This window comes from Paraburkholderia sp., from assembly GCF_024281035.1.
Classification (GTDB): Bacteria; Pseudomonadota; Gammaproteobacteria; order Burkholderiales; family Burkholderiaceae; genus Paraburkholderia.
In genome coordinates, this window is the sequence record NZ_JAMXLH010000053.1 from 13,838 (window position 1) to 38,671 (window position 24,834).

Here is a 24,834-nt window from a genome sequence, read left to right on the forward strand (position 1 = left end):
TTATTGTCGCCGGCGCTTCATGAACCCGGCCCGGCGTGACCGCTAGCTCATGTCGAGAGGCTTCACGTGCCAGATATCGCTCGCGTATTCGGCGATCGCACGATCCGACGAAAACTGGCCCACGCCCGCAACATTCTCGATTGCGCTCGCAGTCCACCCCGCGACGTCGACGAACCGGCGGTCGACTTCCTCCTGAGCCGCGATGAACGCAGCGAAGTCGGCCATCACGAGATAGTGGTCGCCCCAGTCCACGAGCGAGTGAAAAATATCCAGGAAGCGCGCAGGGTCTCCAGGCGAGAAAAAGCCCGTGCGAATCTGGTCGAGCGCGGTGCGCAGCTCCGCGTTGTCCTCGTAGATCTGGCGCGGCCGGTAGCCGGACGCGCGCAGTGCATCCACCTGATCCGCGGTGTGGCCGAAGATAAAGATATGCTCCGGTCCCACCGATTCGCCGATCTCGATGTTCGCGCCGTCCAGCGTACCGATCGTCAGCGCGCCATTGAGCGCGAGCTTCATGTTGCCGGTGCCCGACGCCTCGGTCCCCGCGGTCGAGATCTGCTCGGACAGATCGGCAGCGGGAATCATCAGTTCTGCCACGCTCACGCCGTAATTCGGCGCGAACAGCACTTTGAGCCGCCCGCCCACCACGGGATCGCTGTTGACCTTCGCGGCCACCTCGGTGATGAGCTTGATGATGGTCTTCGCCATGCGGTACGCGGACGCCGCCTTGCCGGCGAACCACACCACACGCGGTACCCAGTCGCTTTGCGGGTTCTCGCGGATGCGGTTGTAGCGCACGATCACATGCAGCACGTTGAGCAGCTGGCGCTTGTATTCGTGAATGCGCTTGACCTGCATGTCGAAGAGCGCGTCGGGATCGAGCACCATGCCCGTGCGCTGCGTGAGCCGCTGCAAAAGACGCACCTTGTTGCAGCGTTTGGCGGCGTGAAATGCGGCTTCGAACGCGGCGTCGCCGCGCAGATTGCGCAACCCGCGCAGTTCGAGCAGATCGCGACGCCAGTTCGTGCCGAGGCTCTCGTCGATGAGCCGGGCGAGCGGCGGATTCGCCTGCGCGAGCCAGCGGCGCGGCGTGATGCCGTTCGTGACGTTCGTGAAGCGCTCGGGATAGAGCCGCGCAAAATCGGCGAAGATATCGCGCTGCATGAGCTGCGAATGCAGCTTTGAAACGCCGTTGACCTTGTGGCTCGCGACGATCGCCAGATAGGCCATGCGCACGCGCCGGTGGCCGAATTCGTCGACGAGCGAGATGCGGCGGATCATGTCGAGATCGTGCGCGCCCTGACCGCTCGCTTCGCTGAGAAAGGCAGCGTTGATATCGAAGATGATCTGCAGATGCCGCGGCAGCAATCGCGCCAATAGTTCGAGATCCCATGTTTCGAGCGCTTCGGGCATCAGCGTGTGATTGGTGTACGAGAACACGCGCCGGATATGCCCCATCGCCTCGTCCCACGGCAAATGGTGGACATCCACGAGCAGACGGAGCAGCTCGGGGATCGCCAGCACCGGGTGCGTATCGTTCAGATGCACCGCGACTTTCTCGGAGAAGCGCCCGAACGTGCTGTGCGTGCGCAGATAGCGGCGGATCAGATCCTGCATCGTCGCGGACACGAAGAAATATTCCTGGCGCAGACGCAGCTCGCGGCCCGCCATCGTCGAATCGTCGGGATAGAGCAGGCGCGAGACGTTCTCCGATTCGTTGCGCGTCTCCACCGCGCGCTGATAGTCGCCCTTGTTGAACGCCGAGAGATCGAGTTCCTCGTCCGCACGCGCGGACCACAGGCGCAGCGTATTGGTGGCGTCGGTCGCGTAGCCCGGGATCACGGTGTCATAGGCCATCGCGTTGACGTGCTGGGTGTCGATCCATTCGACGTGGCCGTCGCGCTGCACGGTGCGCCCGCCGAAGTGCACCGGATACTGCACCTCGGGCCGCGGAAACTCCCACGGATTGCCTGCGTGCAGCCAGTAATCGGGCGCCTCGACCTGCTCGCCGTCGACGATCCGCTGCCGGAACATGCCGTAGTCGTAGCGAATGCCGTAGCCGAAACCGGGAATGCCGAGCGTCGCCATCGAGTCGAGGAAACACGCGGCCAGACGTCCGAGGCCGCCGTTGCCGAGCGCGGCGTCCGGTTCGAGATCGATCAGCGATTCCATGTCGATGCCGACGTCGGCCAGCGCCTCTTTCATCTGATCGTAGATGCCGAGCGCGAGCAGCGCGTTGGAGAACGTCCGGCCGATCAGAAATTCCATCGACAGGTAATAGACGCGCTTGGCGTCCTGATCGTACTGGCGGCGCGTGGTGACCATCCAGCGCTGGACGAGACGATCGCGCACGGCGAGCTCCGCGGCGTGCAGCCAGTCCTGCGGACGGGCCGTGACGGCGTCCTTGCCGACGCCGTACATCAAACGGTTCGAGATGGAGCGGCGCAGCGCTTCGGCGCTGCTCTGTAAATGGTCGAACTCCAGACCGACGGCTGTCATCGAAGCCTCCCGGAAATGCGGCGCACTCGCCGCGCGTTCTGGGGCTGCGCGTGCAAAGCGCCCGGGTACAGCGCCGGGGCCGAAACGCAGATCAGTTTGCAGATTAGGACATTTTTGCGCCGCTTGCGGCAGCACGGCATGGCGTGCTGCGGTGGGCCCGGCTACGGCGCCGCGCCGCCGTCGCGCGCGGCACGCGGCTTGCGCGCTCCGCGCGGGCTACCGGGCACCCGCGCGCCGCACGCGCCGCCTTACAACCCGGCCATGCGGCAATCGCAGCGGCGCGCACGATTCTTCGTCGCGATTCTTCGTCGCGCCGCGCCGGCGCGTTATCGCGCGAAATACGCCTTCACGGCCTCGACGAACGTATCGATATCGGCCGCCGACAAATCGAGGTGCGTCACGAATCGCGACGCGTAGAGCATCTGCGTGAGCACGCCGCGCTCCTTGAGCCACGCTTCGAGCGGCGCGCAGTGTTCCTGCGGGAACTGTGCGAATACCATGTTCGTCGCCTGCGACATGACCTTCACTTGCGCGATTTGCGCGAGACCGGCTGCAAGGCGTGCCGCGTTGGCGTGATCGTCGGCGAGTCGCGCGACGTTGTGATCGAGCGCGTAGAGGCAGGCCGCCGCCAGTACGCCCGACTGGCGCATGCCGCCGCCGAGCACCTTGCGCCAGCGGTGCGCCACGTCGATCACGGCCCGGCTGCCGACCAGCACCGAACCCACCGGCGCGCCCAGCCCCTTCGAAAAGCAGATCGACACCGAATCGAAGCCCGCACAGAGCGCCGCGAGCGACTGGCCCGAAGCGACGACGGCGTTGAACACGCGGGCGCCGTCGAGGTGCGTCGAGAGTCCGCGCGCGTGGGCGAGCCGGGTTGCCTCGGCGACATACGCCGCCGGCAGCACCTTGCCGCCGATCGTGTTCTCGAGCGCGAGCAGGCGCGTGCGCGCGAAGTGATCGTCGAGCGGCTTGATCGCGGCGGCGATGCGTTCGAGCGCAATCGTGCCGTCTTCGGCATTGTCGAGCGGCTGCGGCTGGATGCTGCCGAGGACCGCCGCGCCGCCGCCTTCGTATTTGTACGTGTGCGCCGCCTGGCCGACGATATATTCGTCGCCGCGCGCGCAGTGCGCCATCAGGGCGGCGAGGTTGCTCTGCGTGCCGCTCGGGAAGAACAGGCCCGCCTCCTTGCCCGCTTCCTCCGCGAGGCGCGCCTGCAGGCGCAGGACAGTCGGGTCGTCGCCCCAGACGTCGTCGCCGGTTTCGGCGCGGGTCATGGCGGCGAGCATGCCTTCGCTCGGGCGGGTAACGGTGTCGCTACGCAGATCGATCATGCGATGAAGTCCTCCTGGTTGGCGCTCGCGCGATGCCGCCCGCGCGGCGCGTGTGCGCCGTGCGTGGCGGCGCGCGTATTCCGGCGCGAAAACCGGCGCGCATCGCGGCTTGGGAACCTTGGAGTGTAGTTTCGAACGGCGTGCGCAGGCAAATGGCGCAAAAACGCCGCCGTGTGCGGCGGTTTTCGCGCCGGTTTTCGCGCCGGTTTGCGCGTGCGGCCTAGTGAGGCAGCAGGGGCAACGGATCGACCGGCTTGCCGTTGCTGCGCACTTCGAACTGCACGCTCGCGACGCCGTGGGTGTCGACGCCCATTTCGGCGATCGGCTGGCCTTGTGTGACGGCCTCGTCTTCCTTCACGAGCAGCTTGCCGTTGTGGCCGTACGCGGTCACGACCGAATCGTTGTGCTTGATGATGACGAGCGGCCCATAGGCCTCGATGCCCGTGCCCGCGTAGACCACGCGGCCCGCCGCAGCCGCCTTGACCGGTTCGCCCACCACGCCGCCGATCACGATGCCGCTGGCCTTGCCGGGCACGAACTTTTGCAGCAGCGGCCCGTAAACCGGCCAGGCGAGCGTGAGAGACGGGGGGACGGGCGCGGGCATGGCGACACCCGCCGCCGCGGGTGCTGAAGACGGCGGTTGCTGCGCGGAGGGCGCGAAGCTCGGCGGCGGCGCTACGCGCAGCACCTGGCCGGGCACTACGCTTGCGTTGAGCGGCAGCTGGTTCCAGCTTGCGATGTCCTGCGGACGCTGGCCAAAGGCCGCGGCGACGCGCGCGAGCGTATCGCCGGGATTGACGCGGTAGTAACCGGCGGGAACGCCGCCGGTCGAAGTCGGGACGGGTCTGCCGACCGTTTCGCCCCAGGGGGTAATCGTGCAGGCGCTCATCAGGAGCGTCAGGGCAGCCAGTGCCACCCCTGCTGCCACTGCTGCCGCTCCTGACATTGCGTCCGGGTTTCGCCGGTGTCGATTCATGTTGCAGTACCTCGCTTGTGCCTCGCTTGCGCCTGGCTACCTACACTGGGCGCCACGTACATTCGATGTGCTTCGGTTCGCCAGCGTTCGCTGACGCGCCACGCCTGGCGAAAAAGGAGGGCCGGAAAAAACGGGCGAACCATTATATCGTCCGATGCGAAACGCACCGCGCGAAGCGGGCAGCACTCACTTCCGGCAACGCTCGCCTATACTGCGTCGTGCTTCACCATAAAAACAACGACAGATGTTTCACCGGTGTCCCGCATCCGTGAGGAATCCGAGGATGAACAAAGCCACCTTCCTTTCCGTGCAGCTCAGTGTCGAAGACATCGCAGCGTCGCCCGGCCTTGTTGAATTGCTGAACAACCACCTTGTGTTTGCGGCGGACGTGGCCGAAGCGGCAGACGAACTGGTCCAGCACGCGAGCGTCGCACACCTGTCTGGCGGCGTCGAGGCGACCGTCGAAATTCCGGCCGTGGTGATCGAGCGTCTACGCCAGTCGCTCGACACGCTGAGCGGCTACGACGAAACTTGGCTGTTCGCACTCGAGCCTGGCCGTGCGCTCTTCGACGACATCGCACGCCGCCCGCGCCTCCTGCACTGAGGCAGGGCCTGTGTCTGGCGCAAACAGACCCTGACCCGGCGTAGACGGCGCCCCAAACAAGAAAGCGCGGACCGGTTCTGGACCGGGCCGCGCTTGACTGCGTGCTGCGGATACTGCCACTACTAATCCAACCTCTCAGAGACTTCAGCACTGCAACTTCTACTGCAACTGCAACCACCACTGCAACTGCAACTGCTTACGCAACTTCTACTGCCGGAACTGCTACTTCCACTGCTACTGCCACTTCCACTGCAACTGCAACTGCTACAGCTACCTCGACAGCAACTGCTACTTCAACTGCATAAACCTGTCACGACCACAGCAACTGCACGTTCCATCTCCGGGGCCAGCGAGCCGCATGACGCGGCGCGATGGCGTCGGATTTCAGCGAAACGGCCTGGTGGCCGGCTTAGTGGCCAAAATAAACCGATCCTGGCTTGGCCGGTCGTTGCGGCGCAACCGCGTCGCCCGCCTGCGTCGTGCCGGCTGCCGGCGCGCCGAAGCCGCTGGCGTCGCTGCTGGCGAGCTGCTGCGCATGCACGCGCGCCTCGGCGGCCTCGATGCTTGCCGGATAGCTGAGATGATCGGTCGCCGGGTTGTAGCCCGCCTGTTCGAGTTCCACCAGTTCCGCACGCACCTGGGCGCGCGTCAGGCCTTGCTGCTCCGGCTGCGCGAACGAAATGGCCGGAATGGCGAGCGCGGCGGCAACCACAACCGCGGGAATGAGCTTCTTCATGCGTAGACCTCCATGTGTTTTATCCAGGCTTCGAACGCCTTGTTCGTAAGCCGTTGAACAGAGTCTAGGAGGCTTTTCGATCTAGGGAAAACCCTAATTAGTTGAAACACAATTTCATTTCAGGCAATAAAAAAGGCGAGTCGACGTGACTCGCCTTTCGATTCAAGCAAAAACCGTAACGTTAGTATGGATTTCTACCGCGCGCCTGCGCGTGCCGTCCTCAAGCCCAATCGGCGTGAAAACTGCCCGGCTTGTCGATGCGCTCGAACGTGTGTGCGCCGAAGAAATCGCGCTGCGCCTGCACGAGGTTGGCCGGCAGGCGTTCGGCGCGATAGCCGTCGAAATACGCAATCGCCGACGAGAACGCGGGCACCGGCACACCCGCCGACACGGCCTGGACCACCACCTCGCGCAACGCCGCCTCGTAGTTCGCGGCGATATCGCGGAAATAGGGGTCGAGCAAGAGGTTCGCGAGCTGCGGATCGTGCGCGTAGGCGTCCATGATCTTCTGCAGGAAGCGCGCGCGGATGATGCAGCCCGCACGGAAGATCTTCGCGATCGTGCCGTACTGCAGGTCCCACTTGTAGTCGTCGGAAGCCGCGCGCAGTTGCGCAAAACCCTGCGCGTAGGAGATCACCTTGCTCAGGTACAGCGCGCGCCGCACCGCTTCGATGAACGCCGTGCGGTCCCCCGCAAACGGCTTCACGGACGGCGCCGACAGCACCTTGCTCGCCGCGACGCGTTGCGTCTTCAGCGACGAGAGCACGCGCGCGAACACCGACTCGGTGATGAGCGGCAGCGGCACGCCCAGATCGAGCGCATTCTGGCTGGTCCACTTGCCGGTGCCCTTCTGCGCGGCGCGGTCGAGGATCACGTCGACGAGATCCTTGCCCGTCTCCGCATCCTTCTTGCCGAAGATCCGCGAGGTGATGTCGATGAGGTAACTGTCGAGTTCGCCCTGGTTCCACCCGGTGTAGACCTTGCCGAGTTCCTCGTTCGAGAGGCCGAGCACCTGCTTGAGCACGGCGTAGCTTTCGGCGATCAGCTGCATGTCGCCGTACTCGATGCCGTTGTGAACCATCTTCACGAAGTGGCCCGCGCCGTCCGGGCCCATGTACGCGACGCACGGTGCGCCGTCCGGCGCCTTCGCCGCGATTTCGGTGAGGATCGGCGCGACCAGTTCGTAGGCGTCGCGCGGGCCGCCCGGCATGATCGACGGCCCCTTGAGCGCGCCCTCCTCGCCACCCGACACGCCCGTGCCGATGAAATGCAGGCCCGCCTGCGCGAGTTCCTGGTTGCGGCGGATCGTATCGGTGAAATGCGTGTTGCCGCCGTCGATCAGGATGTCGCCCTCATCGAGCAGCGGCTTGAGCGACGCGATGGTGGCGTCGGTCGGCTCGCCCGCCTTCACCATCATCAGGATGCGGCGCGGCTTCTCCAGCGACTCGACGAACGCTTCCAGCGTATAGGCCGGCACGAGCTTGCGGTCGGGGAATTCGGCGATCAGTTCGTCGGTTTTCTCGCGGGTGCGGTTGAAGACCGACACCGCATGGCCCCGGCTCTCGATGTTGAGCGCCAGATTGCGGCCCATGACGGCCAGCCCCACCACACCGATTGCCTGCTTGCTCATTTTGTATCTCCACTTCGCTTTGACGGCGACGCCCAGGGCGCCAATCGTGCAAGGATAAGGGAAACGCCCGGGCGCTGCCCGCACCGGGTCACGGCGTGCCCGGAATCACCGCTTCCTGAAGACCAGACTGAAGTTGTTCGCGGGCATCGGCACACGCTGCGCGCATAAAAGGCCTTGCGCTTGCGCGAGCGCTTCAACAGCTTCCATGTCGCGCACGCCCCATGCCGGATCGCGCTCGCGCAACTGGGCGTCGAATGCCTCGTTGCTCGGCGCCGTATGCGCGCCGCCGCGCCGGTACGGCCCGTAGAGCACGAGCGCGCCACCCGCCGCGAGACGCTGGCCCGCGCCGTTCATGAGCGCGATCGCCGCCTCCCATGGCGCAATGTGAATCATGTTGATGCAGACGACCGCATCGGCCGCATCGATCGGCCACGGCTCGCGGCGCACGTCCAGATCGAGCGGCGCGAGCAGATTCGACAGACCCTTGTGCTCGCGCCAGGCCTGGATCGAGGCACGCGCGAGCGGATCCGCATCACTCGGCTGCCACTCGATATCGGGCAATGCCGCCGCGAAATGCACGGCGTGCTGGCCCGTGCCGCTCGCGATTTCGAGCACCTTGCCGCGCGCGGGCAGCGCGCCGCGCAGGACTTCGAGGATCGGCGCGGCGTTGCGTTCGGCGGCTGACGCGAAAAGGCGCGCGCTGGAGTGCGGTTCGCTCATCGTTCGATGTCTGTATTCGTAGCGGTTCGGGGCGGTTCGCCGCCGTTTGCAGCCGTGTCTGCGGCCGTGTCTGCAGCCGCGTCAGGCCGCGGTCCGTCATGTTCGCTAAGGCGCGGCGGCAAACGCGCGGCGAGCGCTTCGAGCGTCGCCCCACACGACGCCTCGACCTTGAGCGCGAGCAGCGGATCGGCGCGCGTGCGTCCGAGGTTCACGGCTGCGACGGGCTTGCCGCGCTGCTGCGCCCAGGCGCAGAAACGATAGCCCGAGTAGACCATCAGCGACGAGCCGACGACGAGCACCGCATCGGCCGCATCGAGCGCGGCCGTTGCCGCCGCGACCCGCTCGCGCGGCACGTTCTCGCCGAAGAACACCACCGACGGCTTGAGCATGCCGCCACACGCGGCGCACGCGGGCACGGCGAAGGGCAGGTTGCCGTCGAAGTCGAGATGGGCGTCGCCATCGGCGGCGGGCGCGGCGAACGCGCCCGCGACTTCGGGATTGTTCGCTTCGAGCAGCGGCTGGATCGACGCGCGCGTGTACTGCGCGCCGCAAGCGAGGCAATGGACATGGCCGATGCTGCCGTGCAGTTCGATGACGCCGTGGCTGCCCGCGCGCTGATGCAGTCCGTCGACGTTCTGCGTGACGAGCGCCGACACGTAGCCCGCGGATTCGAGACGCGCGAGCGCATGATGCGCGCCGTTCGGCTGCGCGAAGCCGACAGCCGGCCAGCCGAGCATGCTGCGCGCCCAGTAGCGGCGCCGCCAGGCTTCGGAGCCGGTGAATTCCTGCAACGTGATCGGCGGCGAGCGCTTCCAGGCGCCGTTTTCGTCGCGATAACCGGGGATGCCCGAATCGGTGCTGATGCCCGCGCCGGTCAGCACGAACAGGCGCGGATGGCGCTCGACGAACGCTTGCAGCGCGTCGAGCGCATCGGATGCGGGAGCGGCGGGAGTCAGCGGGTCGGATTCGGTCATGGCGGGTTCGATTGCGCGCTCGGGCGTGGGCGGCGCGCTCAGCTCAGTTGGCCGGTTTGCGCGGTTGCTTCGGTGCTCGCTTAGGCGTCTGTGTTGCGGCCTGCTTCGGGGCGTGCGTCGGGGCGTGCTTCGGAGCCTGCTTTGCGTCCTGTGTTGCAGCCTGTGTCGCGGCCTGCTTCGGGGCGTGCTTCGGGGCCGGTGTTGCGCCCTGTGTTGCAGCCTGCTTCGGAGCACGCTTTGCGGGCGGTTCACATCGGGTCAGAACCTTCGGCGTCGTGTCGCCCGCAGTTGCGTCCCCGGCCTCGCGTGCCGCCGCTTCACGGCGTGCGGCCTCGCGCGCTTCCCATGCAGCGAGTTCGGCGCGCCAGCTGTTCAGCGCTTCGGCGTAGAAGTCGAAGATGCACGGATCGCAGCCGGAGCCGCAGCAGGCATCGTCGTCGGGACGAATGGGGGGTTCGGGGCGCGGATCGTCCTCGGGCCGCGGAGGCAAAGACATGGGTATTCGGTCGTCGTGGCAAGTCGACGACCAGTATACGGGACGTGCTGAGTGCGCGTGCGATGCCGCACCGCCCGCCCGCAGCGGGCCGAACCGTGCATGGCAGCCCCGGAACCCGGGATCGGCCACGGTTTTCTGACAGCATCGATGACATCGCCCGCCCCAGGCCATCTAACAATTCTCAACAATTAATGTTTCGCAATGCTGATAGAATGGCCGACGCTCCAGGCAGGAGCGCCCTCTCCAGATCGTTCACACGGATCAGCTTGCCGCACCGGATGCGCAAGCGATGCGCCGAAGATTCGCCCGCTATCGACGAAACAAGAACGATGGCCTGGCGATCTCACACCACGTTTAAAAAAAGTTTGAACACGAAGACACGCATACCTCCGGTTTTTTCGCACTACTGCGCTTCAGATCGATCCTCAATCCGGACTTTGACCCGGGCTACGCTCCGATCCGCCCTGCTCAGCGCGCTCGTCATGGCGACGCTGGCGCTGTGCGTGCCGCTCGCACAGGCGGCCAACAGCGTGCTGTGGGTGGGCGACAGCCGTACCTACATCGGCAATCTTCCCGAGGTGTACAGGGCGTTGGTCAAAGCCGTAGACCAGCGCGACATCCGGGCCGACATGCTGGTGGAAACAGGCGGCGATCTGGACGAGCGCGTGCGCAGCCAGGCGCTTGCGCGCGAACTCAAAAAGCAGAGATTCGATGCCGTCATCCTGCAGGAGCGCGGCAACCTGGCGAGCTGCATGCTCGACAAATCCGTACGCAACGATGCGGGCTGCAAGGCCAGCGCCGCCGCCTTCGCGAACCTCGCGCGGATTGCCCGCGCCAACGGCGCCCGGGTCTACGTGATGGGCACGCACCAGGAGAGCCTCATGGCTAACCGCATCGTCAACCGGGCCGAAGCCATCACGAGCGTGCGCATCAAGGCTGACGGGCACGTGCCGACCGGCATGGCCTACCTGATGGCGCAGCAGATCCAGCCCGGCTTCCGATGGGTGACGGCCGGCGACGGTTTCCATCCCGATCGGGATCTCACGCTGCTGATGGCCGCCGTGACCTATTACGCCATCGAGAAAAAATGGCCGGAGCCGGTGGACGTTCCACTGGCCTACCGGGCATTCGATCACAGCGTGAATTTTGGCGACGACGCATTGGGTTCGACCCAGAACACCCACATCGGGATGATTCGCGAAGTCGTGCCGGCCCGGCATCTGGCCGAAATCATCGAGGTCGGCAAAGCAACCATGAAGTGACGCCCAGAGAGCGCGCGTTCGCAGGTTCGCGCTCGCCGGCTGGCGAGGCACACACTGCGGTCCGAACGCGACGCTCGTCTACCGTAGACGATGGCACCGCGCGCGGGATTGGTGTCCGTCTGCTTTCCCTCTCCCCCGCGCTGAAGGTCCACCATGAACATCGACTTATACGGCACGCTCGTTGCCGCCTCACTCGTCCTGCTGCTCGGCGAGCGGCTCGTCACCGCGCTGCCGATCCTGCGCCGATGGACCATTCCAGAGCCGGTCGCCGGCGGTCTCATCGTCGCGCTCATCCTGTTCGGGCTGCATTCCGGCGCGAATGTCGACGTGAAGTTCGACACCAGCCTGCAAACGCCGCTCATGCTCGCCTTCTTCGCCACCATCGGCCTCAACGCGAATCTCTCGAGTCTGAAGATGGGCGGCCCGGTGCTCGTGCGCTTCCTCGTCGTGGTGATCGGGCTGCTCGTGCTGCAAAACGTGCTCGGCATCGGCATGTCGCTGTGGCTCGGCATCGATCCGCTTTTTGGTCTGCTCGGCGGCTCGATCACGCTGTCCGGCGGACACGGCACCGGCGCCGCGTGGGGCAGGGTGTTCAGCCAGAATCACGGCCTGTCTTCGGCCACTGAAGTCGCCATGGCGTGCGCCACGTTCGGGCTCGTCATGGGCGGCATTATCGGCGGGCCGGTCGCACAGCGGCTGCTCAAGCGCATCGGCCACCGCGGCACGGCAGCCGGCGAAGCCGCCGCGCCCGACGCCTTCGCCTTCGAAGAGCCGAAGGCCGAACAGCCCACGACGCCCGCCGCATTCATCAACACGCTCACGCTCATCGCCATCAGTCTCGCCGCGGGCAGCGCGATTTCGCATCTGCTTGCGGGCAGCGCGTTCGAATTGCCCACGTTCGTGTGCGTGCTGTTTGTCGGCGTGTTGCTCTCGAACGGGCTCGCGTACTTCGGGCGTCCGGTCGCCGAGCACGCGGTCGCGCTGATCGGCAACGTGAGCCTCGCGCTCTTTCTCGCGATGGCGCTCATGACGCTGCGCCTCTGGGATCTCACCGCCCTCGCGCTGCCGGTCTTCACGATCCTCGCCGCGCAGACCGTCCTCATGGTCCTCTACGCGATGTACGTCACATTCCGTGCGATGGGCCGCGATTACAACGCAGCGGTGCTCGCCGCGGGTCACTGCGGCTTCGGCCTCGGCGCGACGCCCACCGCCATCGCGAACATGCAGGCGGTCACGGCGCGCTACGGCCACTCGCACGTCGCATTCCTCATCGTGCCGATGGTAGGCGCGTTCTTCATCGACGTCGTCAACGCCATCGTCATCAAGCTGTTTCTCGCGCTGCCGCTGTTCCACTGAAGGCCGCCGGGGCCGCCGCGCGTTTCGGATAGAATCAGTCGATTCGCCCCTTCGACGCGCGCGCGGCCCGATCATGTCCCTTACCGCCTGGCTCTTCTTTCTTCCCGCCTGCTTCGCGCTCAACATGGCGCCGGGGCCGAACAACCTGCTCTCCATCAACGTGGCCGCGCGCTACGGCTTCGCCCGCGCGGTGGTGGGCGGCATGGGACGGCTCGTGGCGTTCGCCGCGATGATCGCGCTCACCGCCGCGGGACTCGCGGTCGTGCTGCGCGCTTCCGAAACGTTCTTCCTGGTGATCAAGCTCGCGGGCGCCGCGTATCTGGTCTGGATCGCCATCCAGCTTTGGCGCAGCGACGCGGCGCCGGCCGGCATGGCCCTCGAAGAAGACGCGTCGCTTGCGCGCCTCGCGTGGCGCGAGTGCCTCGTGGCCGCGGGCAATCCGAAGGCGATCCTCGTTTTCACGGCGTTTCTGCCGCAATTCGTCAATGTGGCGAAGCCCATGGGCCCGCAGTTCGCCGTGCTCGGCGCGAGCTTTCTCGTGCTCGAATGGATCGCCATCGCGCTCTACTCGCTCGCCGGTGTGTACCTCGGCCGCTGGCTCACGCGCCAGGCCGTGCGCCGCTGGTTCAATCGCTGCTGCGGCGCGTTTCTCGGCCTGATCGGCGTGAGTTTCCTGCTCGTGCGCTATCGCTGATCGTCGCGCTCCATTCATAAGCTTTTGTTGATGGTTTTACCGACAAACTTTAACTGTCGTTAATCCACGCATCCCCCTATGCTCGAACCATCGTCTGTCGATGCGGCGAGCGGCACGCTTTTAACTGCACGCTTTTTTTAAAGCACGTTCCGCGCAGCGACGGACAAGCGGTTTTCAACGTCACTGGGGTTTGAACATGAAGATCTGCATCTTTGGAGCGGGGGCAATAGGCGGCATGATGGGCGTGCAGCTCGCACGCGCGGGCGCCGACGTGAGCTTCATCGCGCGCGGGGCGCATCTCGCCGCCATGCGCGAACACGGCGCGCGTCTTTTGATGGACGGCGAAGAATATGTCGCCGATGTGCGCTGCACCTCCGATCCGCGCGAGCTGGGCGTGCAGGACGTCGTGATCATCACGCTCAAGGCGCATTCGGTGGCGGGCGTGATCGACGCCATGCAGCCGCTCATCGGCGAGCACACCGCCATCGTCACGGGCACGAACGGCATCCCCTACTGGTACTTCTATCGGCACGGCGGCCGGTTCGAGGGCACCCGGCTCGAAAGCATCGATCCGGACGGCTCGCAGTGGAATCGCCTCGGGCCCGAGCGCGCCATCGGCTGCGTGCTGTATCCGGCCGCCGAAATCGCCGCGCCCGGCGTGATCCGCCACGTGTACGGCAAGAAATTTCCGATTGGCGAGCCGTCGGGCGAGCCCACGCAGCGCATCGCGCAACTGCACGAGATCATGCAGGCCGCCGGTTTCGACGCGCCGATCCGTGAAAACATCCGCGACGAAATCTGGCTGAAGCTCTGGGGCAATCTCTGCTTCAACCCGATCAGCGCGCTCACGCACGGCACGCTCGACGTCATCACGAGCGATCCGGCGACCCGCAACGTCTCGCGCACGATGATGCTGGAGGCCAAGCACATCGCCGAGAAATTCGGCGTGCATTTCCGCGTGGACGTGGAGCGCCGTATCGACGGCGCCGGCGCGGTGGGCGCGCACAAGACCTCGACGCTCGTCGACCTGGAAAACCGCAGGCCGATGGAAATCGATCCGCTCTTGACGGTCGTGCAGGAGATGGGCGTGCTCGTCGGCGAACCGACGCCGACCATCGACGTCGTGCTCGCCCTCGTCAAACAGCGCGAACGCATGGCGCTGATGGCTGCGTGACGCCACTGCGGTAGCGGTGGCATAAGCGGTGGCAAAAGCGAAAACGGACCACGTCGTGGTCCGTATTTCATTGTTTATTGCGTGAAGCAAAACCGCAGCGAATCGTCTAGCTCACGCTCGCCCGTTCATACGGTTGCGCCGACAACGACGTGCACGCCGCCTCGCGCTTCGGCACACCGGCTTGCGCGCCGCTCGACGCGTCTGCGGCGAACTGCGACCACGCAGCCTGAGCACACGGGCGCAGCGAACGATGGCGGCGGCGCACGAGCATCGTCGTCACATTGACGACCGGATGCAGCACACGCACCGCGAGCGAGCCCGCCGGCGCGGGCCAATGCCAGGCGGGATCGGCTGCACCGCGCGCCTCTATTGCGCCTGCGGAAACGGGCAGCACGCCGATGCCGAGACCAAGCTGCGCCATGCGCGCGACGCCCGCCGCGTGTGCGAACTCCTGCAGCGGTTTGCCTTCGGCGCGCAGCCCGGCCAGCGCGCGCACCACCGCATCACGGCAGCCCGCATCGCGATTGAGCGTGACAAGCGGCTCGCCCGCGAGATCGGCCCAGCGCAGCATGCTGTGCTGGGCGAGCGGGTGAAACGGCGGCATCACCGCGCACAGCGGCGTCTCAGCGAGCGGCTGCACGTCGAGATTGCCGAATACACCGGACATGCCGGGCATGCCGGACGGGCCTGAAAGGCCTGACGCAAGCGGCGGCGCGGCCTCGGCGATCACGCCGAAGTCCGCCTCGCCCTGCTCGACGGCCCGCAAAACGGCGGACTGCGGCAGGTCCTCGAGCTGCAGCGTAAGCGACGGAAACGCGGCGGCGCAGCGGGCGAGCGCGGCAGGCACCCACGTCGACGACAACGCGGGATTGCTCGCCACGAGCACGACGCCGCTATGGGCCTGATTCGCTTCGCGCCCTTCGGCGAGCGCCATGTCGATTTCATCGAGCAGTCGCCCGATGCGGCGCTCGAAGCCGCTGCCCGCGAGCGTGAGTTCGACGTTCCGCGTGGTGCGGTCGAACAGCTTCAACTCGACGGCCTCTTCGAGATCGCGCACGCAGCGGCTCACCGCCGACTGCGTGAGGCCGAACTCGCGCGCGGCGCGCGTGAAGCTGCGCGCCCGCGCGACCGCAACGAAGACCTTGAGTTGCTGGAGGGATACGTTCATCGCGTTTCCCGCGTCCTGTCTTATTCGCCGGTCTGGTTGGACCACTGCGACAGACCCGACGGCGCGTCGTCCGTGCGGGAAACCTGGTACGCGTCGCTTTGCTGCGTGAGCAGGCGGTGGCGCATCGGTGCGAGAACGAACTTGGCGCTGATCCCCGCCGCAATCGTGATGATGGCGGCCACAACGAATACGGCGCTCCAGCCGCCCGATGCCGAGAGGATCGACGCGATCGGCACGAGCAGCGATGCCGTGCCCTTGGCCGTGTACAACGTGCCCGCATTGGCGGCGGCGAACTTGCTGCCAAAGGTATCGGCGCAGATCGCCGGGAAGATCGAGAAAATCTCGCCCCAGAAGAGGAAGATGAGCGCGGCGAACGTCATGAACGCATAGGGGTTCGTGCCGAACCGCATCATGCCGAGCAGCGCAAGACCTTCGCCGACGAAAATGAAGAACATCGTGTTCTCACGGCCGATCTTGTCCGAGACGAAGCCGCACAGCGGACGCGTAAAGCCGTTGCAGATGTTGTCGATCGAGAGCGTCAGCGTGAGCAGCGGCAGCGTCGCGCCGAACACGGTCATCGGCATTTTGGCGAGACCCCAGTCCTTGGCGATGGGGCCGATCTGGGCCGTCGCCATCAGGCCGCCCGCAGCGACGGCCACGAACGCGGCGTACATCACCCAGAACACCGGTTGCCTGATCATCTGCCCCGACGTGTAGTCGACGCGCGAGACGAGACGCCGTGGCGACGCAACGGTCGCGCGCGGCGCGGGTTTCACGAGCAGCAGCGCAAGCACGAAAATCGACACGCCCTGCAGGATGCCGAAGAAAAAGAACGTGTGCTCGAAGCCGCGGCTCGCGATCATATTCGCAATCGGAATCACGGTAACCGCTGCGCCCGCACCGAAACCCGCAGCCGTGAGGCCCGCCGCGAGACCGCGACGATCCGGGAACCACTTGAGCGCATTACCGACGCAGGTGCCGTACACACCGCCTGCGCCAATGCCCGCGATCGCGGACGAGACGTACAGCATCGGCAGCGTCGTCACGTACGAATTGAGGACCCACGAGAGGCCCGCGCAAACCGCACCGACCGCCACGACCGGACGCGGACCGAACTTGTCGACCAGCCAGCCTTCGATCGGCACGAGCCAGGTCTCAGTCAGAATGAAGATCGAGAACGCCAGTTGAATCGACGCCACGCCCCACTGGTGCCGCGCGTGCATCGGCGCGACGAACAACGTCCATGCGTATTGCAGATTGGCGACTAGCGCCATGCACACCATGCCCACGACTAACTGAAACCAGCGGTTGGTCCAGAAGGGACCTGTCTCGCTCCTTTGACTGATTGCATTCATCTCGCTTGTCTCCACTTTCCATTCATGAGTGCCAGCGGAATTGCCGGCCTGCATAAATTGCTGCTTATAGTTTTCGATCGCGACCTTAAACTGCCTTTGATTCTTATTACACAGACAAAACTGAAATTCGAATAGAAATCTGCCGACCCGCACACATTCGATTTAATGCATCCTGTTCGTCACCCCTTTATTGCACGGGGGTTCGACCGCTTTATTGATACCTTGTGCTGCCGTGTTTTCCCTACCCCGGCGTTAACCCGCATGCTGCATGGACGGCATTCGGACTCCTTTCAATGCCATGCTAGGGTCATTGCTGAATTACTCACAATTAAAGTTTGTTATTATCAGGATTCAGATTCCTTTATGGATCGCTCATGACGATGCGAAACGCCACCCTGCGGCAGCTCAAGGTCTTCGAAACCGTCGCGCGCCACCTCAGTTTTTCGCGTGCCGCCGAAGAGCTGCATCTCACGCAACCGGCCGTTTCCACGCAGGTCCGCCAGCTTGAGGAACATGCAGGACTGCCGCTCTTCGAGCAGCTCGGCAAAAAGACCTACCTCACGCCGGCAGGCACCGAGATGCTTCACTACAGCCGCGCGATCATCCAGCAGTTCCACGAAGTCGACGAGGCCATGAGCCAGCTCAAAGGCGTCTCGGGCGGCAAGCTCAACGTCGCCGTGATCAGCGCGGGCGACTACTTCTTTCCGCGCCTGCTGGCCGAATTCACGCGGCGCTACAAGGGCGTTTCGCTCAACCTGCTGGTCTACAACCGCGAACAGTTGCTTCATCAACTGGCGACGAACCAGACCGATCTCGCCGTGATGGTGCGCCCGCCGCACGCGACCGACGCCATCAACGAGCCGTTTGCGCCGCACCCGTATGTGATCGTGGCGGCGCCCACGCACCCGCTCGCGCACAAGCGCGGCATCAAATTGAGCACGCTCGCCAACGAGGCGTTCATCGTGCGCGAGCGCGGCTCGGATACCTGGAACTCGATGGAAGAAGGGTTCGCGGGCAAGATTGCAAACCTGAAGATCGCCATGGAGATCAAAAGCACCGAGACGATCAAGCAGGCTGTGATCGCGGGCATGGGGATCGCATTCCTCTCCGCACACACCGTCAGCCTCGAACTGCAGGTCGGGCACCTCGTGGTGCTCGACGTCGAATCCTTTCCGGTCATGCTCAACTGGTACGTCGTGCACCGCAAAAACAAGCGCCTGCCGCCGGTCGCGCTCGCGTTCAAGCGCTTCCTCATGGAAGAAGGTGCGCAACTCATCGAAAGCATCACGCGCGTGTCGGAAAGCAGTCTTCACAAGTGAATCGCTATGGATCGGCACGAATGCTTTAGTCATTCCTGATCCTTCGCCCGCTTTGGCTTCAAGCGGCCTGCTTGTTGTCCGCTTGTTGTCCGCCTGTTACGCGCTTGTTACTCGCTTGTTACTCGCTGGTTGCCTGCTTCGGGGCTGCCAAGGCGCACGCGCCGCAGCGCGCGATAGCGGCGGCGCTGCCGGCGCGGCACGCCCTGCGGCACTTCACGTGCGATGCGTGCGGACGCGCCAGGTGGAGCGGCACGCGCATAGAGACACTCGGGAGCAAACGTGCCGCTGCCGCACGCTTCGACCAGCAGTTCGTCAGGCACACCGGCAAAACTCAGCCTCAGCATGCTTGCGCCGATGGCGTGCCGTCGCGCATCCGCAGCGGGCACCGGAGCAAACCGCCCGATGCGCGGCCGCCGCGCCCGCGTCATGAGACGCGCGCCGAGCGCCATTCCGAGCACGCTCCCGGCAGCGAGCGCCGGAAGCGCGAATTCGCCGGCAACACCCGCCGTCGCGAAGCCGCAGCCGAGTGCGATGCCAAGCAACAGCGCTGCGGCGTGCACGAGGCGGTCACCGACGCTGAACGGAGCACGCGGACCTGCGCGCGCTCCTGCATGCGCCGCACCGCACACCGCGCTCGCGGCGGCGCCGAGCAGCAGCGCACCCAGCACCACCGCCAGATAGCTCGCCGCACGCTGTTCGAACAACCTGGATTCAGGTTGCGCGAGAAACCATCCGATACCGCTGCCGAGCGCCACGAACCCCGCGACGCAGCCCGCCACGGCAATCAAGCGAACGCGCACGCCCGGACCCAGCCGCACGCCGAGCCACGATCCGGCGAATGCGCCCGCCTCGACCGCCGCCACCGCAGCGGCGGCATGGGTCACCCCAAACGCGATCAAGCCTGGCAGCACGGCAAGTAGTAGTGCATAGCAGATGGCCGTGGCGACGCGCGGCTCGCGCAACGCTTTCCTGCACCGCACACTGCCGTGCGCGACCCGTGCGACGGCGGGCATGCCCCGCGCCCACGGCGGAGCCAGCGCCGCCAGTTGTGCAAGTGCACAAATCGCACAGGCGTAGAGAAGGCTGCCGCCCAACCACACGATGTCGCCAGCCAGTTGCGTTCGCATCGGTTCTCCTCGCGCCCGGATGTCACACCGCGCGCGTCGTCAGTGCTTTCGGAGACTTCGGTTCCTTCCCGGTTCCTTCTGTACCTTCACGCCGCGCTTTGGGCAGCGGTGTCCGGCACGCCTTCGGCTCGCTCCGCAGCGAGTGTGTTGCTCAGCGTGCCGATACCCTCGATCGTGATCTCAACCGTTGCGCCCGCACCGATCGAGCCCACGCCGAGTGACGTCCCGCAGGCGATCACGTCACCCGCTTCGAGTGTCAGATCCTGCGAAATCAGGCTGACCTGCTGCGCGGGCGTGAACACCATGTCGTCGAGCGGATAGTTCTGGCGTTCGACCCCATCTAGCCGCGTCACCACGCGCGCGCTGCGCCAGTCGAAACCGGAGACGATAGCCGGACCCATGCAGCAGAACGTATCGAAACCTTTCGCGCGGCACCATTGCGGGAAGTGCGGATTTTCGTTGAGCAGGCCGGCCGCGGTGACGTCGTTGACGATCGTATAGCCGAAGATCGAGGACTGCGCCTCTTCCTCGCTCACATTGCTACAGCGTTTGCCGATCACGATGCCCAGTTCGCCTTCGAAGGCGATTTTTCCCGCGTAGTGCGCAGGACGAAGGATCGGCGCATCCGACCCGATCACCGAGCCAGCCGGCTTCAACAGAAAAAGTGGGTGCGCAGGCACCGGTTTTTCGAGCTTTGCCGCGAGTGCGTGAAAGTTGTTCCATAGCGCAACCACCTTGCCGGGCGCACAGGGCGCGAGCGGGCTGAGCGTGCGCAGCGGCAGCACCGCGCCGGTCGGCACGGGCTGATCGAGGCCCGCGTATTCGTGCAGATATCCATTCTCGACGCGGCCGAACACGATCCGGCCGTCGGGCCCCATCAAGCGCATCCAGGTGTTCATGCTTCGCTCCATCGTTGCCGTGCGCAAACCTCCGGCGCACGCTCAGTGATATTCACAGTCGCATTCATTCAGGCGGGCATCGCGCGACGCCTGCCTGTGCACTGCGTTCAGATCGCGCCGGCAACACGCAGCGAACGGATCTCGTCGTTCGAGTAGCCGAATTCAGCGAGTACTTCGTCGGTGTGCTCGCCTAGCAGCGGCGACCGCGTCACTTCGGTAGGGCTGTCCGAGAGCTTGATTGGATTGCCGACCGTGAGGTATTTGCCGCGGACCGGATGCTCCACCTCGACGATCGTGCCGCTCGTGCGCAACGACTCGTCCGAGGCGATCTCCTTCATCGAGAGAATCGGACCGCACGGAATGTCGTAGCGATTGAGCACCGCCATTGCGTCGAATTTCGTGCGGTTCATCGTCCATCGCTCGATCTCGGCGAAGATCTCCTTGAGATGCGGCAGCCGCGAATTGGGCGTTGCGTAGCGCGGATCGCCGATCCATTCCTCGCGGCCGATCAGCTTGCAGATCCGTTCCCACACGGGCGCCTGAGCGATGAAGTAGATATAGGCGTTCGGATCGGTCTCCCAGCCCTTGCATTTGAGAATCCAGCCTGGCTGGCCGCCGCCCGATGCGTTGCCGGCGCGCGGCACGGCATCGCCGAAATCGTCGTTCGGATATTGCGGATACTCCTTCATGACGCCGGTGCGATCGAGCCGCTGCTGGTCGCGCAACTTCACGCGGCACAGGTTGAGCACGCCGTCCTGCATCGCGGCGAGCACCTTTTGTCCGCGCCCGGTGTGCTCGCGCTGGAACAGCGCCGTGACGATGCCGAGCGCGAGATGCAGCCCGGTGCCGCTGTCGCCGATCTGCGCACCCGTCACGACGGGCGGGCCATCGTCGAAGCCAGTCGTCGAGGCCGCGCCGCCCACGCATTGCGCGACGTTCTCGTAGACCTTGCAGTCCTCGTAGGGTCCCGGACCGAAGCCCTTCACCGATGCGACGATCATGCGCGGATTCAGCGTCTGGATACGCTCCCAGCCAAAACCCATGCGCTCGAGCGCGCCGGGCGCGAAGTTCTCCACGAGTACGTCGCAGTCGCGAATCATGCGTTCGAGTACCCGCTTGCCGTGCGGATTCTTGGTGTCGAGCGTGACCGAGCGCTTGTTGCCGTTGAGCATCGTGAAGTAGAGGCTGTCTGCGTCCGGAATGTCACGTAGTTGCTCGCGGGTGATATCGCCTGCGCCAACGCGCTCCACCTTGATGACGTCGGCGCCGAACCATGCGAGCAGTTGCGTGCACGTCGGACCCGACTGCACGTGCGTGAAATCGAGGATCCGCACGCCATCCAATGCCTTGCCCATGTCGTGTCTCCTTATTAGTAGTCGTGGCCGGGCGTGTTTTCGAAAATCAGTAGACTGCGGCCGCGTCAGCGTTCGCATGGGAGCGATGGAAGCCTGCGCCGTTTGACAATACGGTATGTGATATATCAACGCCACGCAAGAGCGGGATTATCCGTGGCAGGATGCGTGCGGAATCGTCTCAAAGCCCCGCCCAGCATGGATTCACGTGAATTCCGGGCGTATTGCTGCGGCGCATGCACGGGAAAACCCCGAGGCTCAGGGCAGCGCGGTGCACTGGATTCGGTGCACGAGATACATGAGAGGGGATACACAAGGATGAGCGATACGCACGCGAGCCGCGCATCACTTTCTTGAAAATAAAAAAGTTGATGCGCATAAAGTTTTTCCCCGTCGGGCGTTAGAACGTGTCGCGCGGTAAACGCAAAACGGGAGGCCCTGGAGCCTCCCGTTTTGCAGATAACAACGTTGCGTGCGCTACGTCGTTCCGGTCAATCGAGGAAGTCGCAATGCTTCTCGACGTAGGTAGCGAGATCGAGCGAATGCTGGCGCACGAGTCGCTCCGCCAGTTCGGTGTCGCGCTTTTCGAGTGCCTCGATGATCCGCAGGTGGTCGACAATCGAACGCGACGCGCGATCGCTCTGCGAAATCGTCATGCGCCGGATCGCGCGCACGTGCACGAAGATGTTCTTGATCGTTTCGAGGATCATTTGCGACTTCGAAAGCTCGACGATCGCCTGATGAAACGCGATGTTGGCGTCCGAATACTCGGCAATATGCTCCGCCGGTGTGCTGTCGCGGAAATTGTCGAACATGTGGCGCAGATTCGCGATTTCCTCGTCGGTCGCGTGGATCGTCGCGAGCCGGGCGGCCATGCTCTCGAGTGCGGCCCACATCTGGATCATCTCGACGATCTCGCGCTTACTCTTGCGCACGATATAAATGCCGCGGCGCGGCACCATGCGCAGGAAGCCTTCCTGTTCGAGCAGCGTCATCGCCTCGCGCACCGGCGTGCGGCTGACGCCGAGCGTCTCGCTGAGCACGCGCTCGTCGAGCCGTATTTCCTCGCGTGACTGGTAGATGTCGGCGTCCGCGATTGCCTGACGCAGCATCGCGTACGCCTGATCGCGCAGGCTCAGCGTCGCGTTGATAGGCTGCAACGCGAGCTGGAGCGGCGCGGGAGAAGGATGGGCTACAGCTTCAGTTTGAAGTTCTGACGACATTCATTGCCTCTTTGCGGAACTGCGGACGATACGCCGACTGCTTTGCGACCAGCGCCTCGCCCAGACCGACAAACCGGCCGTGTTCCGCTGCCGCTTCGACGGCCGACTTCGGCAGCCATTTGGCGATCAGAACGGTGGCGGCGGCGCCTAACCCCAAGACAGATGCGCTGAAGAGGGCGAGAGAGACGAAATCCATTTGAAGCTCCATCAGATTGAGTGATCGAATGGCTCAATCATATGCTGCGTCGCGACAAAAGGCAATATTCTGTATGTGATATATCAAATACCGTCCAGATACCGTCGTTTGTCTGCAACACTCACTTCAATGGATGCTCACCCGTCGGGTTTGCGGCCAGCCCACGCGGACCGGATTTGACGCTAAAGAATCAATCCTAGATAGAAATCGACCCCTACGGCAAGAGGGAGTAGCGGTCCGGACAAGCGAACGACTGGCGGACGCACAGGCGCGCGCCGTCCACACGAAGCAGAACGCCGGGTGAGCCGCTTACGCAGCGCACCCGGCGTCGGGAGAAAACCGGCCGCATCAGAACTTGTGGCGCAAGCCGAAGTTCACTATCGCCTGCGTGTTCGTGCCCGAATAGCCATACGAGCCGATCGACGCTTCGGCCGGCATCGAGCCGCCCAGGCCGTCGCCCGTTTCGCCGCTTGCGTGCTGCCAGGCCGCCGTCATGTAAAGGTCGGTGCGCTTCGACAGGCTGTAGTCCGCGCCGATCGACACCTGGTGGTAGCTCGCCGACGTGTCGCCGTTCGCCCGCGTGTAGCTGTAGCCGATGCCGAGCAGCAGCGCCGGGTTCAGCTGGTAATTCACGAAGCCCTGCCCGGTGTTGTATTTCTGGGTGTCGCGGAATACCGAACTTGCGTCCGGCGCGTACCGCGCATTGCTGTAACCGAGCCCCATCGTGAACGGGCCGATGATGTACTGCGCCGCCGCCCGCGCGATCGCGAGCGAGCGCGCCGTCGCGTAACCGGCGTTGATCGGGCCGTCGAAGGGGCCGTCCGAGGTGCTGATCCAGGTCTCGCGGATGCCGAGCGCAGCCTGGTTGTTCGCCGCGTAGAAGTAGCCGCCCGCAAGGCTGAGCGGGCCGCTGGTCCAGGCCACGGCGGCCGCGTACGACTGCTCGGAGCCCGTCGAGCCCGGCACGCCGCCAAAGGCGTACATGGCCGAGGCCCGTAGACCGTTCCACATCGGCGTCGTGTACTTGACAGCGTTGTTCACGCGGAAGCTGTTGTCGTAGTTGTCGACGTCGCCCGGGGTCGCGAAAACCGATCCGAAATAGTTATCCGCGGTAATCCCCTGAACCAGGTCGATCAACGGGTCGTACTGGCGGCCGAGCGTGAGCGAGCCGTACTGCTCGGCAGTCAGTCCAACATAGGCCTGGCGCCCAAACAGGCGGCCGCCCTGCCCGAGCGTGCCCGTCGACGGGTTGAAGCCGTTCTCCAACTGGAAAATCGCCTTGAGACCGCCGCCGAGATCTTCGGCGCCTTTCAGGCCCCAGCGCGACCCCGAGAGGTTGCCGAAACTGGTGTTGCCAAGCGACCACTGATTCGCGTTGCCGTTGGCGTGGTTGATGAAGGTAATCGATGTGTCGATGGTGCCGTACAGCGTCACGCTGGTCTGCGCGTGGGCCAAACCTGCGGCGCAAAGCGCCGACAGCGAAAGAGATGTCAGGGCGAGTCGGTTCACGTCATTCTCCCGGCGCAGTAAAACATCACTTGGCTAAACCAGACTAACTCTCCCGGACGGCGAAGTAAAAGAATTAAAAAGGGTGTCTCAAATTGTTAACAGCGGCCCGTGGTTTTATTCAGATGTTTTAAAAATGATTGCATCGGCAAACAAATCCATTGCACCCGCCAATCGCCCGGACGCGCACCCACTCCCCGCCAAACAGGCATTCCGGCGCGGCTTAGTTAGCGACGTACT

Annotated in this window: 21 protein-coding genes and 1 pseudogene; 6 read left to right on the plus strand and 16 right to left on the minus strand. The window is 64.6% G+C overall.

The window, feature by feature from the left end; all coding sequences use genetic code 11:
* Nucleotides 1–42: 42 nt before the first annotated feature.
* The 3 genes from Q0L30_RS18405 to Q0L30_RS18415 all read right to left on the minus strand — a co-directional run bounded on the left by Q0L30_RS18405 (nucleotide 43) and on the right by Q0L30_RS18415 (nucleotide 4,773).
* The gene (locus tag Q0L30_RS18405) at nucleotides 43–2,496 is read right to left on the minus strand and encodes a glycogen/starch/alpha-glucan phosphorylase (protein ID WP_296659417.1); all 2,454 of its coding nucleotides are present in this window, start codon (nucleotides 2,494–2,496) and stop codon (nucleotides 43–45) included.
* 326 nt (nucleotides 2,497–2,822) lie between these two features.
* Nucleotides 2,823–3,827 carry a low-specificity L-threonine aldolase gene (gene ltaE / locus Q0L30_RS18410; protein WP_296659420.1) on the minus strand — a complete coding sequence of 335 codons (1,005 nt, stop codon included), beginning with the start codon at nucleotides 3,825–3,827 and terminating at the stop codon, nucleotides 2,823–2,825.
* A 220-nt stretch (nucleotides 3,828–4,047) separates the two neighbouring features.
* Complete coding sequence (locus Q0L30_RS18415; protein WP_296659422.1) at nucleotides 4,048–4,773, minus strand: peptidoglycan DD-metalloendopeptidase family protein; 726 nt, start codon at nucleotides 4,771–4,773, stop codon at nucleotides 4,048–4,050.
* A gap of 313 nt (nucleotides 4,774–5,086) precedes the next feature.
* Between Q0L30_RS18415 and Q0L30_RS18420 the strand changes: the two genes are divergently transcribed.
* Complete coding sequence (locus Q0L30_RS18420) at nucleotides 5,087–5,407, plus strand: hypothetical protein (RefSeq protein WP_296659425.1); 321 nt, start codon at nucleotides 5,087–5,089, stop codon at nucleotides 5,405–5,407.
* Nucleotides 5,408–5,816: 409 nt separating this feature from the next.
* Here the strand turns inward: Q0L30_RS18420 and Q0L30_RS18425 are convergent, their stop codons facing one another.
* The 5 genes and pseudogenes from Q0L30_RS18425 to Q0L30_RS18445 form a co-directional block, all read right to left on the minus strand.
* Complete coding sequence (locus Q0L30_RS18425; protein ID WP_296659428.1) at nucleotides 5,817–6,143, minus strand: DUF4148 domain-containing protein; 327 nt, start codon at nucleotides 6,141–6,143, stop codon at nucleotides 5,817–5,819.
* A gap of 220 nt (nucleotides 6,144–6,363) precedes the next feature.
* The gene (gndA, locus tag Q0L30_RS18430; RefSeq protein WP_296659431.1) at nucleotides 6,364–7,773 is read right to left on the minus strand and encodes an NADP-dependent phosphogluconate dehydrogenase; all 1,410 of its coding nucleotides are present in this window, start codon (nucleotides 7,771–7,773) and stop codon (nucleotides 6,364–6,366) included.
* 105 nt (nucleotides 7,774–7,878) lie between these two features.
* Complete coding sequence (locus Q0L30_RS18435) at nucleotides 7,879–8,493, minus strand: DUF938 domain-containing protein (RefSeq protein ID WP_296659433.1); 615 nt, start codon at nucleotides 8,491–8,493, stop codon at nucleotides 7,879–7,881.
* A gap of 119 nt (nucleotides 8,494–8,612) precedes the next feature.
* A pseudogene (locus tag Q0L30_RS18440) lies at nucleotides 8,613–9,467 on the minus strand (NAD-dependent protein deacetylase); the annotation flags it as partial.
* Nucleotides 9,468–9,510: 43 nt separating this feature from the next.
* On the minus strand, nucleotides 9,511–9,963 hold the full coding sequence (locus Q0L30_RS18445; RefSeq protein WP_296659435.1) for an oxidoreductase-like domain-containing protein: 453 nt from the start codon (nucleotides 9,961–9,963) through the stop codon (nucleotides 9,511–9,513).
* Between the two features lie 482 nt (nucleotides 9,964–10,445).
* On the opposite strand from Q0L30_RS18445, the gene Q0L30_RS18450 reads away from it, so the two are divergent.
* The 4 genes from Q0L30_RS18450 to Q0L30_RS18465 all read left to right on the plus strand — a co-directional run bounded on the left by Q0L30_RS18450 (nucleotide 10,446) and on the right by Q0L30_RS18465 (nucleotide 14,449).
* Entirely contained in the window at nucleotides 10,446–11,225 is a 780-nt protein-coding gene (locus tag Q0L30_RS18450; protein ID WP_296659437.1) for a hypothetical protein, read from the plus strand.
* Between the two features lie 153 nt (nucleotides 11,226–11,378).
* Complete coding sequence (gene gltS, locus Q0L30_RS18455) at nucleotides 11,379–12,581, plus strand: sodium/glutamate symporter (protein WP_296659440.1); 1,203 nt, start codon at nucleotides 11,379–11,381, stop codon at nucleotides 12,579–12,581.
* A 73-nt stretch (nucleotides 12,582–12,654) separates the two neighbouring features.
* Entirely contained in the window at nucleotides 12,655–13,275 is a 621-nt protein-coding gene (locus tag Q0L30_RS18460; protein ID WP_296659442.1) for a LysE family translocator, read from the plus strand.
* A 196-nt stretch (nucleotides 13,276–13,471) separates the two neighbouring features.
* On the plus strand, nucleotides 13,472–14,449 hold the full coding sequence (locus Q0L30_RS18465; RefSeq protein WP_296659444.1) for a 2-dehydropantoate 2-reductase: 978 nt from the start codon (nucleotides 13,472–13,474) through the stop codon (nucleotides 14,447–14,449).
* Nucleotides 14,450–14,555: 106 nt separating this feature from the next.
* On the opposite strand, the gene Q0L30_RS18470 is transcribed toward Q0L30_RS18465, so the two are convergent.
* Both Q0L30_RS18470 and oxlT read right to left on the minus strand, forming a co-directional pair.
* Nucleotides 14,556–15,617 carry a LysR family transcriptional regulator gene (locus tag Q0L30_RS18470; RefSeq protein ID WP_296659446.1) on the minus strand — a complete coding sequence of 354 codons (1,062 nt, stop codon included), beginning with the start codon at nucleotides 15,615–15,617 and terminating at the stop codon, nucleotides 14,556–14,558.
* A gap of 20 nt (nucleotides 15,618–15,637) precedes the next feature.
* Nucleotides 15,638–16,972, minus strand: coding sequence for an oxalate/formate MFS antiporter (gene oxlT, locus Q0L30_RS18475; RefSeq protein ID WP_296659449.1), 1,335 nt, complete (start codon nucleotides 16,970–16,972; stop codon nucleotides 15,638–15,640).
* 374 nt (nucleotides 16,973–17,346) lie between these two features.
* Here oxlT and Q0L30_RS18480 point away from each other — a divergent pair, with 374 nt between their 5' ends.
* Nucleotides 17,347–18,291 carry a LysR family transcriptional regulator gene (locus Q0L30_RS18480; protein ID WP_296659451.1) on the plus strand — a complete coding sequence of 315 codons (945 nt, stop codon included), beginning with the start codon at nucleotides 17,347–17,349 and terminating at the stop codon, nucleotides 18,289–18,291.
* 107 nt (nucleotides 18,292–18,398) lie between these two features.
* Here the strand turns inward: Q0L30_RS18480 and Q0L30_RS18485 are convergent, their stop codons facing one another.
* The 6 genes from Q0L30_RS18485 to Q0L30_RS18510 all read right to left on the minus strand — a co-directional run bounded on the left by Q0L30_RS18485 (nucleotide 18,399) and on the right by Q0L30_RS18510 (nucleotide 24,597).
* Entirely contained in the window at nucleotides 18,399–19,418 is a 1,020-nt protein-coding gene (locus Q0L30_RS18485) for a hypothetical protein (RefSeq protein ID WP_296659454.1), read from the minus strand.
* A gap of 86 nt (nucleotides 19,419–19,504) precedes the next feature.
* A complete protein-coding gene (locus Q0L30_RS18490) occupies nucleotides 19,505–20,317 on the minus strand; it encodes a fumarylacetoacetate hydrolase family protein (protein ID WP_296659456.1) in 813 nt (270 codons plus the stop codon).
* A gap of 107 nt (nucleotides 20,318–20,424) precedes the next feature.
* Entirely contained in the window at nucleotides 20,425–21,672 is a 1,248-nt protein-coding gene (gene frc, locus Q0L30_RS18495; protein ID WP_296659459.1) for a formyl-CoA transferase, read from the minus strand.
* A gap of 488 nt (nucleotides 21,673–22,160) precedes the next feature.
* Entirely contained in the window at nucleotides 22,161–22,892 is a 732-nt protein-coding gene (locus tag Q0L30_RS18500; RefSeq protein WP_296659464.1) for a GntR family transcriptional regulator, read from the minus strand.
* Nucleotides 22,870–23,088 (minus strand): hypothetical protein, encoded by a 219-nt coding sequence (locus Q0L30_RS18505; RefSeq protein ID WP_296659467.1) that lies wholly within the window; start codon nucleotides 23,086–23,088, stop codon nucleotides 22,870–22,872. The genes Q0L30_RS18500 and Q0L30_RS18505 overlap by 23 nt, the downstream gene beginning before the upstream one ends.
* Nucleotides 23,089–23,436: 348 nt before the next feature.
* Nucleotides 23,437–24,597, minus strand: a complete 1,161-nt coding sequence (locus Q0L30_RS18510) for a porin (protein WP_296659471.1) — start codon at nucleotides 24,595–24,597, stop codon at nucleotides 23,437–23,439.
* Nucleotides 24,598–24,834 lie beyond the last annotated feature (237 nt).

Bases quoted from the DNA above. Each gene is read 5' to 3' on its own strand.
- Q0L30_RS18435 (WP_296659433.1), bottom strand. From the start codon at position 8,493: ATGAGCGAACCGCACTCCAGCGCGCGCCTTTTCGCGTCAGCCGCCGAA.
- Q0L30_RS18500 (WP_296659464.1), bottom strand. From the start codon at position 22,892: ATGTCGTCAGAACTTCAAACTGAAGCTGTAGCCCATCCTTCTCCCGCG.
- Q0L30_RS18490 (WP_296659456.1), bottom strand. From the start codon at position 20,317: ATGAACACCTGGATGCGCTTGATGGGGCCCGACGGCCGGATCGTGTTC.
- ltaE (WP_296659420.1), bottom strand. From the start codon at position 3,827: ATGATCGATCTGCGTAGCGACACCGTTACCCGCCCGAGCGAAGGCATG.
- Q0L30_RS18480 (WP_296659451.1), top strand. From the start codon at position 17,347: ATGACGATGCGAAACGCCACCCTGCGGCAGCTCAAGGTCTTCGAAACC.
- gndA (WP_296659431.1), bottom strand. From the start codon at position 7,773: ATGAGCAAGCAGGCAATCGGTGTGGTGGGGCTGGCCGTCATGGGCCGC.
- gltS (WP_296659440.1), top strand. From the start codon at position 11,379: ATGAACATCGACTTATACGGCACGCTCGTTGCCGCCTCACTCGTCCTG.
- frc (WP_296659459.1), bottom strand. From the start codon at position 21,672: ATGGGCAAGGCATTGGATGGCGTGCGGATCCTCGATTTCACGCACGTG.
- Q0L30_RS18420 (WP_296659425.1), top strand. From the start codon at position 5,087: ATGAACAAAGCCACCTTCCTTTCCGTGCAGCTCAGTGTCGAAGACATC.
- Q0L30_RS18470 (WP_296659446.1), bottom strand. From the start codon at position 15,617: ATGAACGTATCCCTCCAGCAACTCAAGGTCTTCGTTGCGGTCGCGCGG.
- Q0L30_RS18505 (WP_296659467.1), bottom strand. From the start codon at position 23,088: ATGGATTTCGTCTCTCTCGCCCTCTTCAGCGCATCTGTCTTGGGGTTA.
- oxlT (WP_296659449.1), bottom strand. From the start codon at position 16,972: ATGAATGCAATCAGTCAAAGGAGCGAGACAGGTCCCTTCTGGACCAAC.
- Q0L30_RS18415 (WP_296659422.1), bottom strand. From the start codon at position 4,773: ATGTCAGGAGCGGCAGCAGTGGCAGCAGGGGTGGCACTGGCTGCCCTG.
- Q0L30_RS18445 (WP_296659435.1), bottom strand. From the start codon at position 9,963: ATGTCTTTGCCTCCGCGGCCCGAGGACGATCCGCGCCCCGAACCCCCC.
- Q0L30_RS18485 (WP_296659454.1), bottom strand. From the start codon at position 19,418: ATGCGAACGCAACTGGCTGGCGACATCGTGTGGTTGGGCGGCAGCCTT.
- Q0L30_RS18460 (WP_296659442.1), top strand. From the start codon at position 12,655: ATGTCCCTTACCGCCTGGCTCTTCTTTCTTCCCGCCTGCTTCGCGCTC.
- Q0L30_RS18450 (WP_296659437.1), top strand. From the start codon at position 10,446: ATGGCGACGCTGGCGCTGTGCGTGCCGCTCGCACAGGCGGCCAACAGC.
- Q0L30_RS18465 (WP_296659444.1), top strand. From the start codon at position 13,472: ATGAAGATCTGCATCTTTGGAGCGGGGGCAATAGGCGGCATGATGGGC.
- Q0L30_RS18425 (WP_296659428.1), bottom strand. From the start codon at position 6,143: ATGAAGAAGCTCATTCCCGCGGTTGTGGTTGCCGCCGCGCTCGCCATT.
- Q0L30_RS18405 (WP_296659417.1), bottom strand. From the start codon at position 2,496: ATGACAGCCGTCGGTCTGGAGTTCGACCATTTACAGAGCAGCGCCGAA.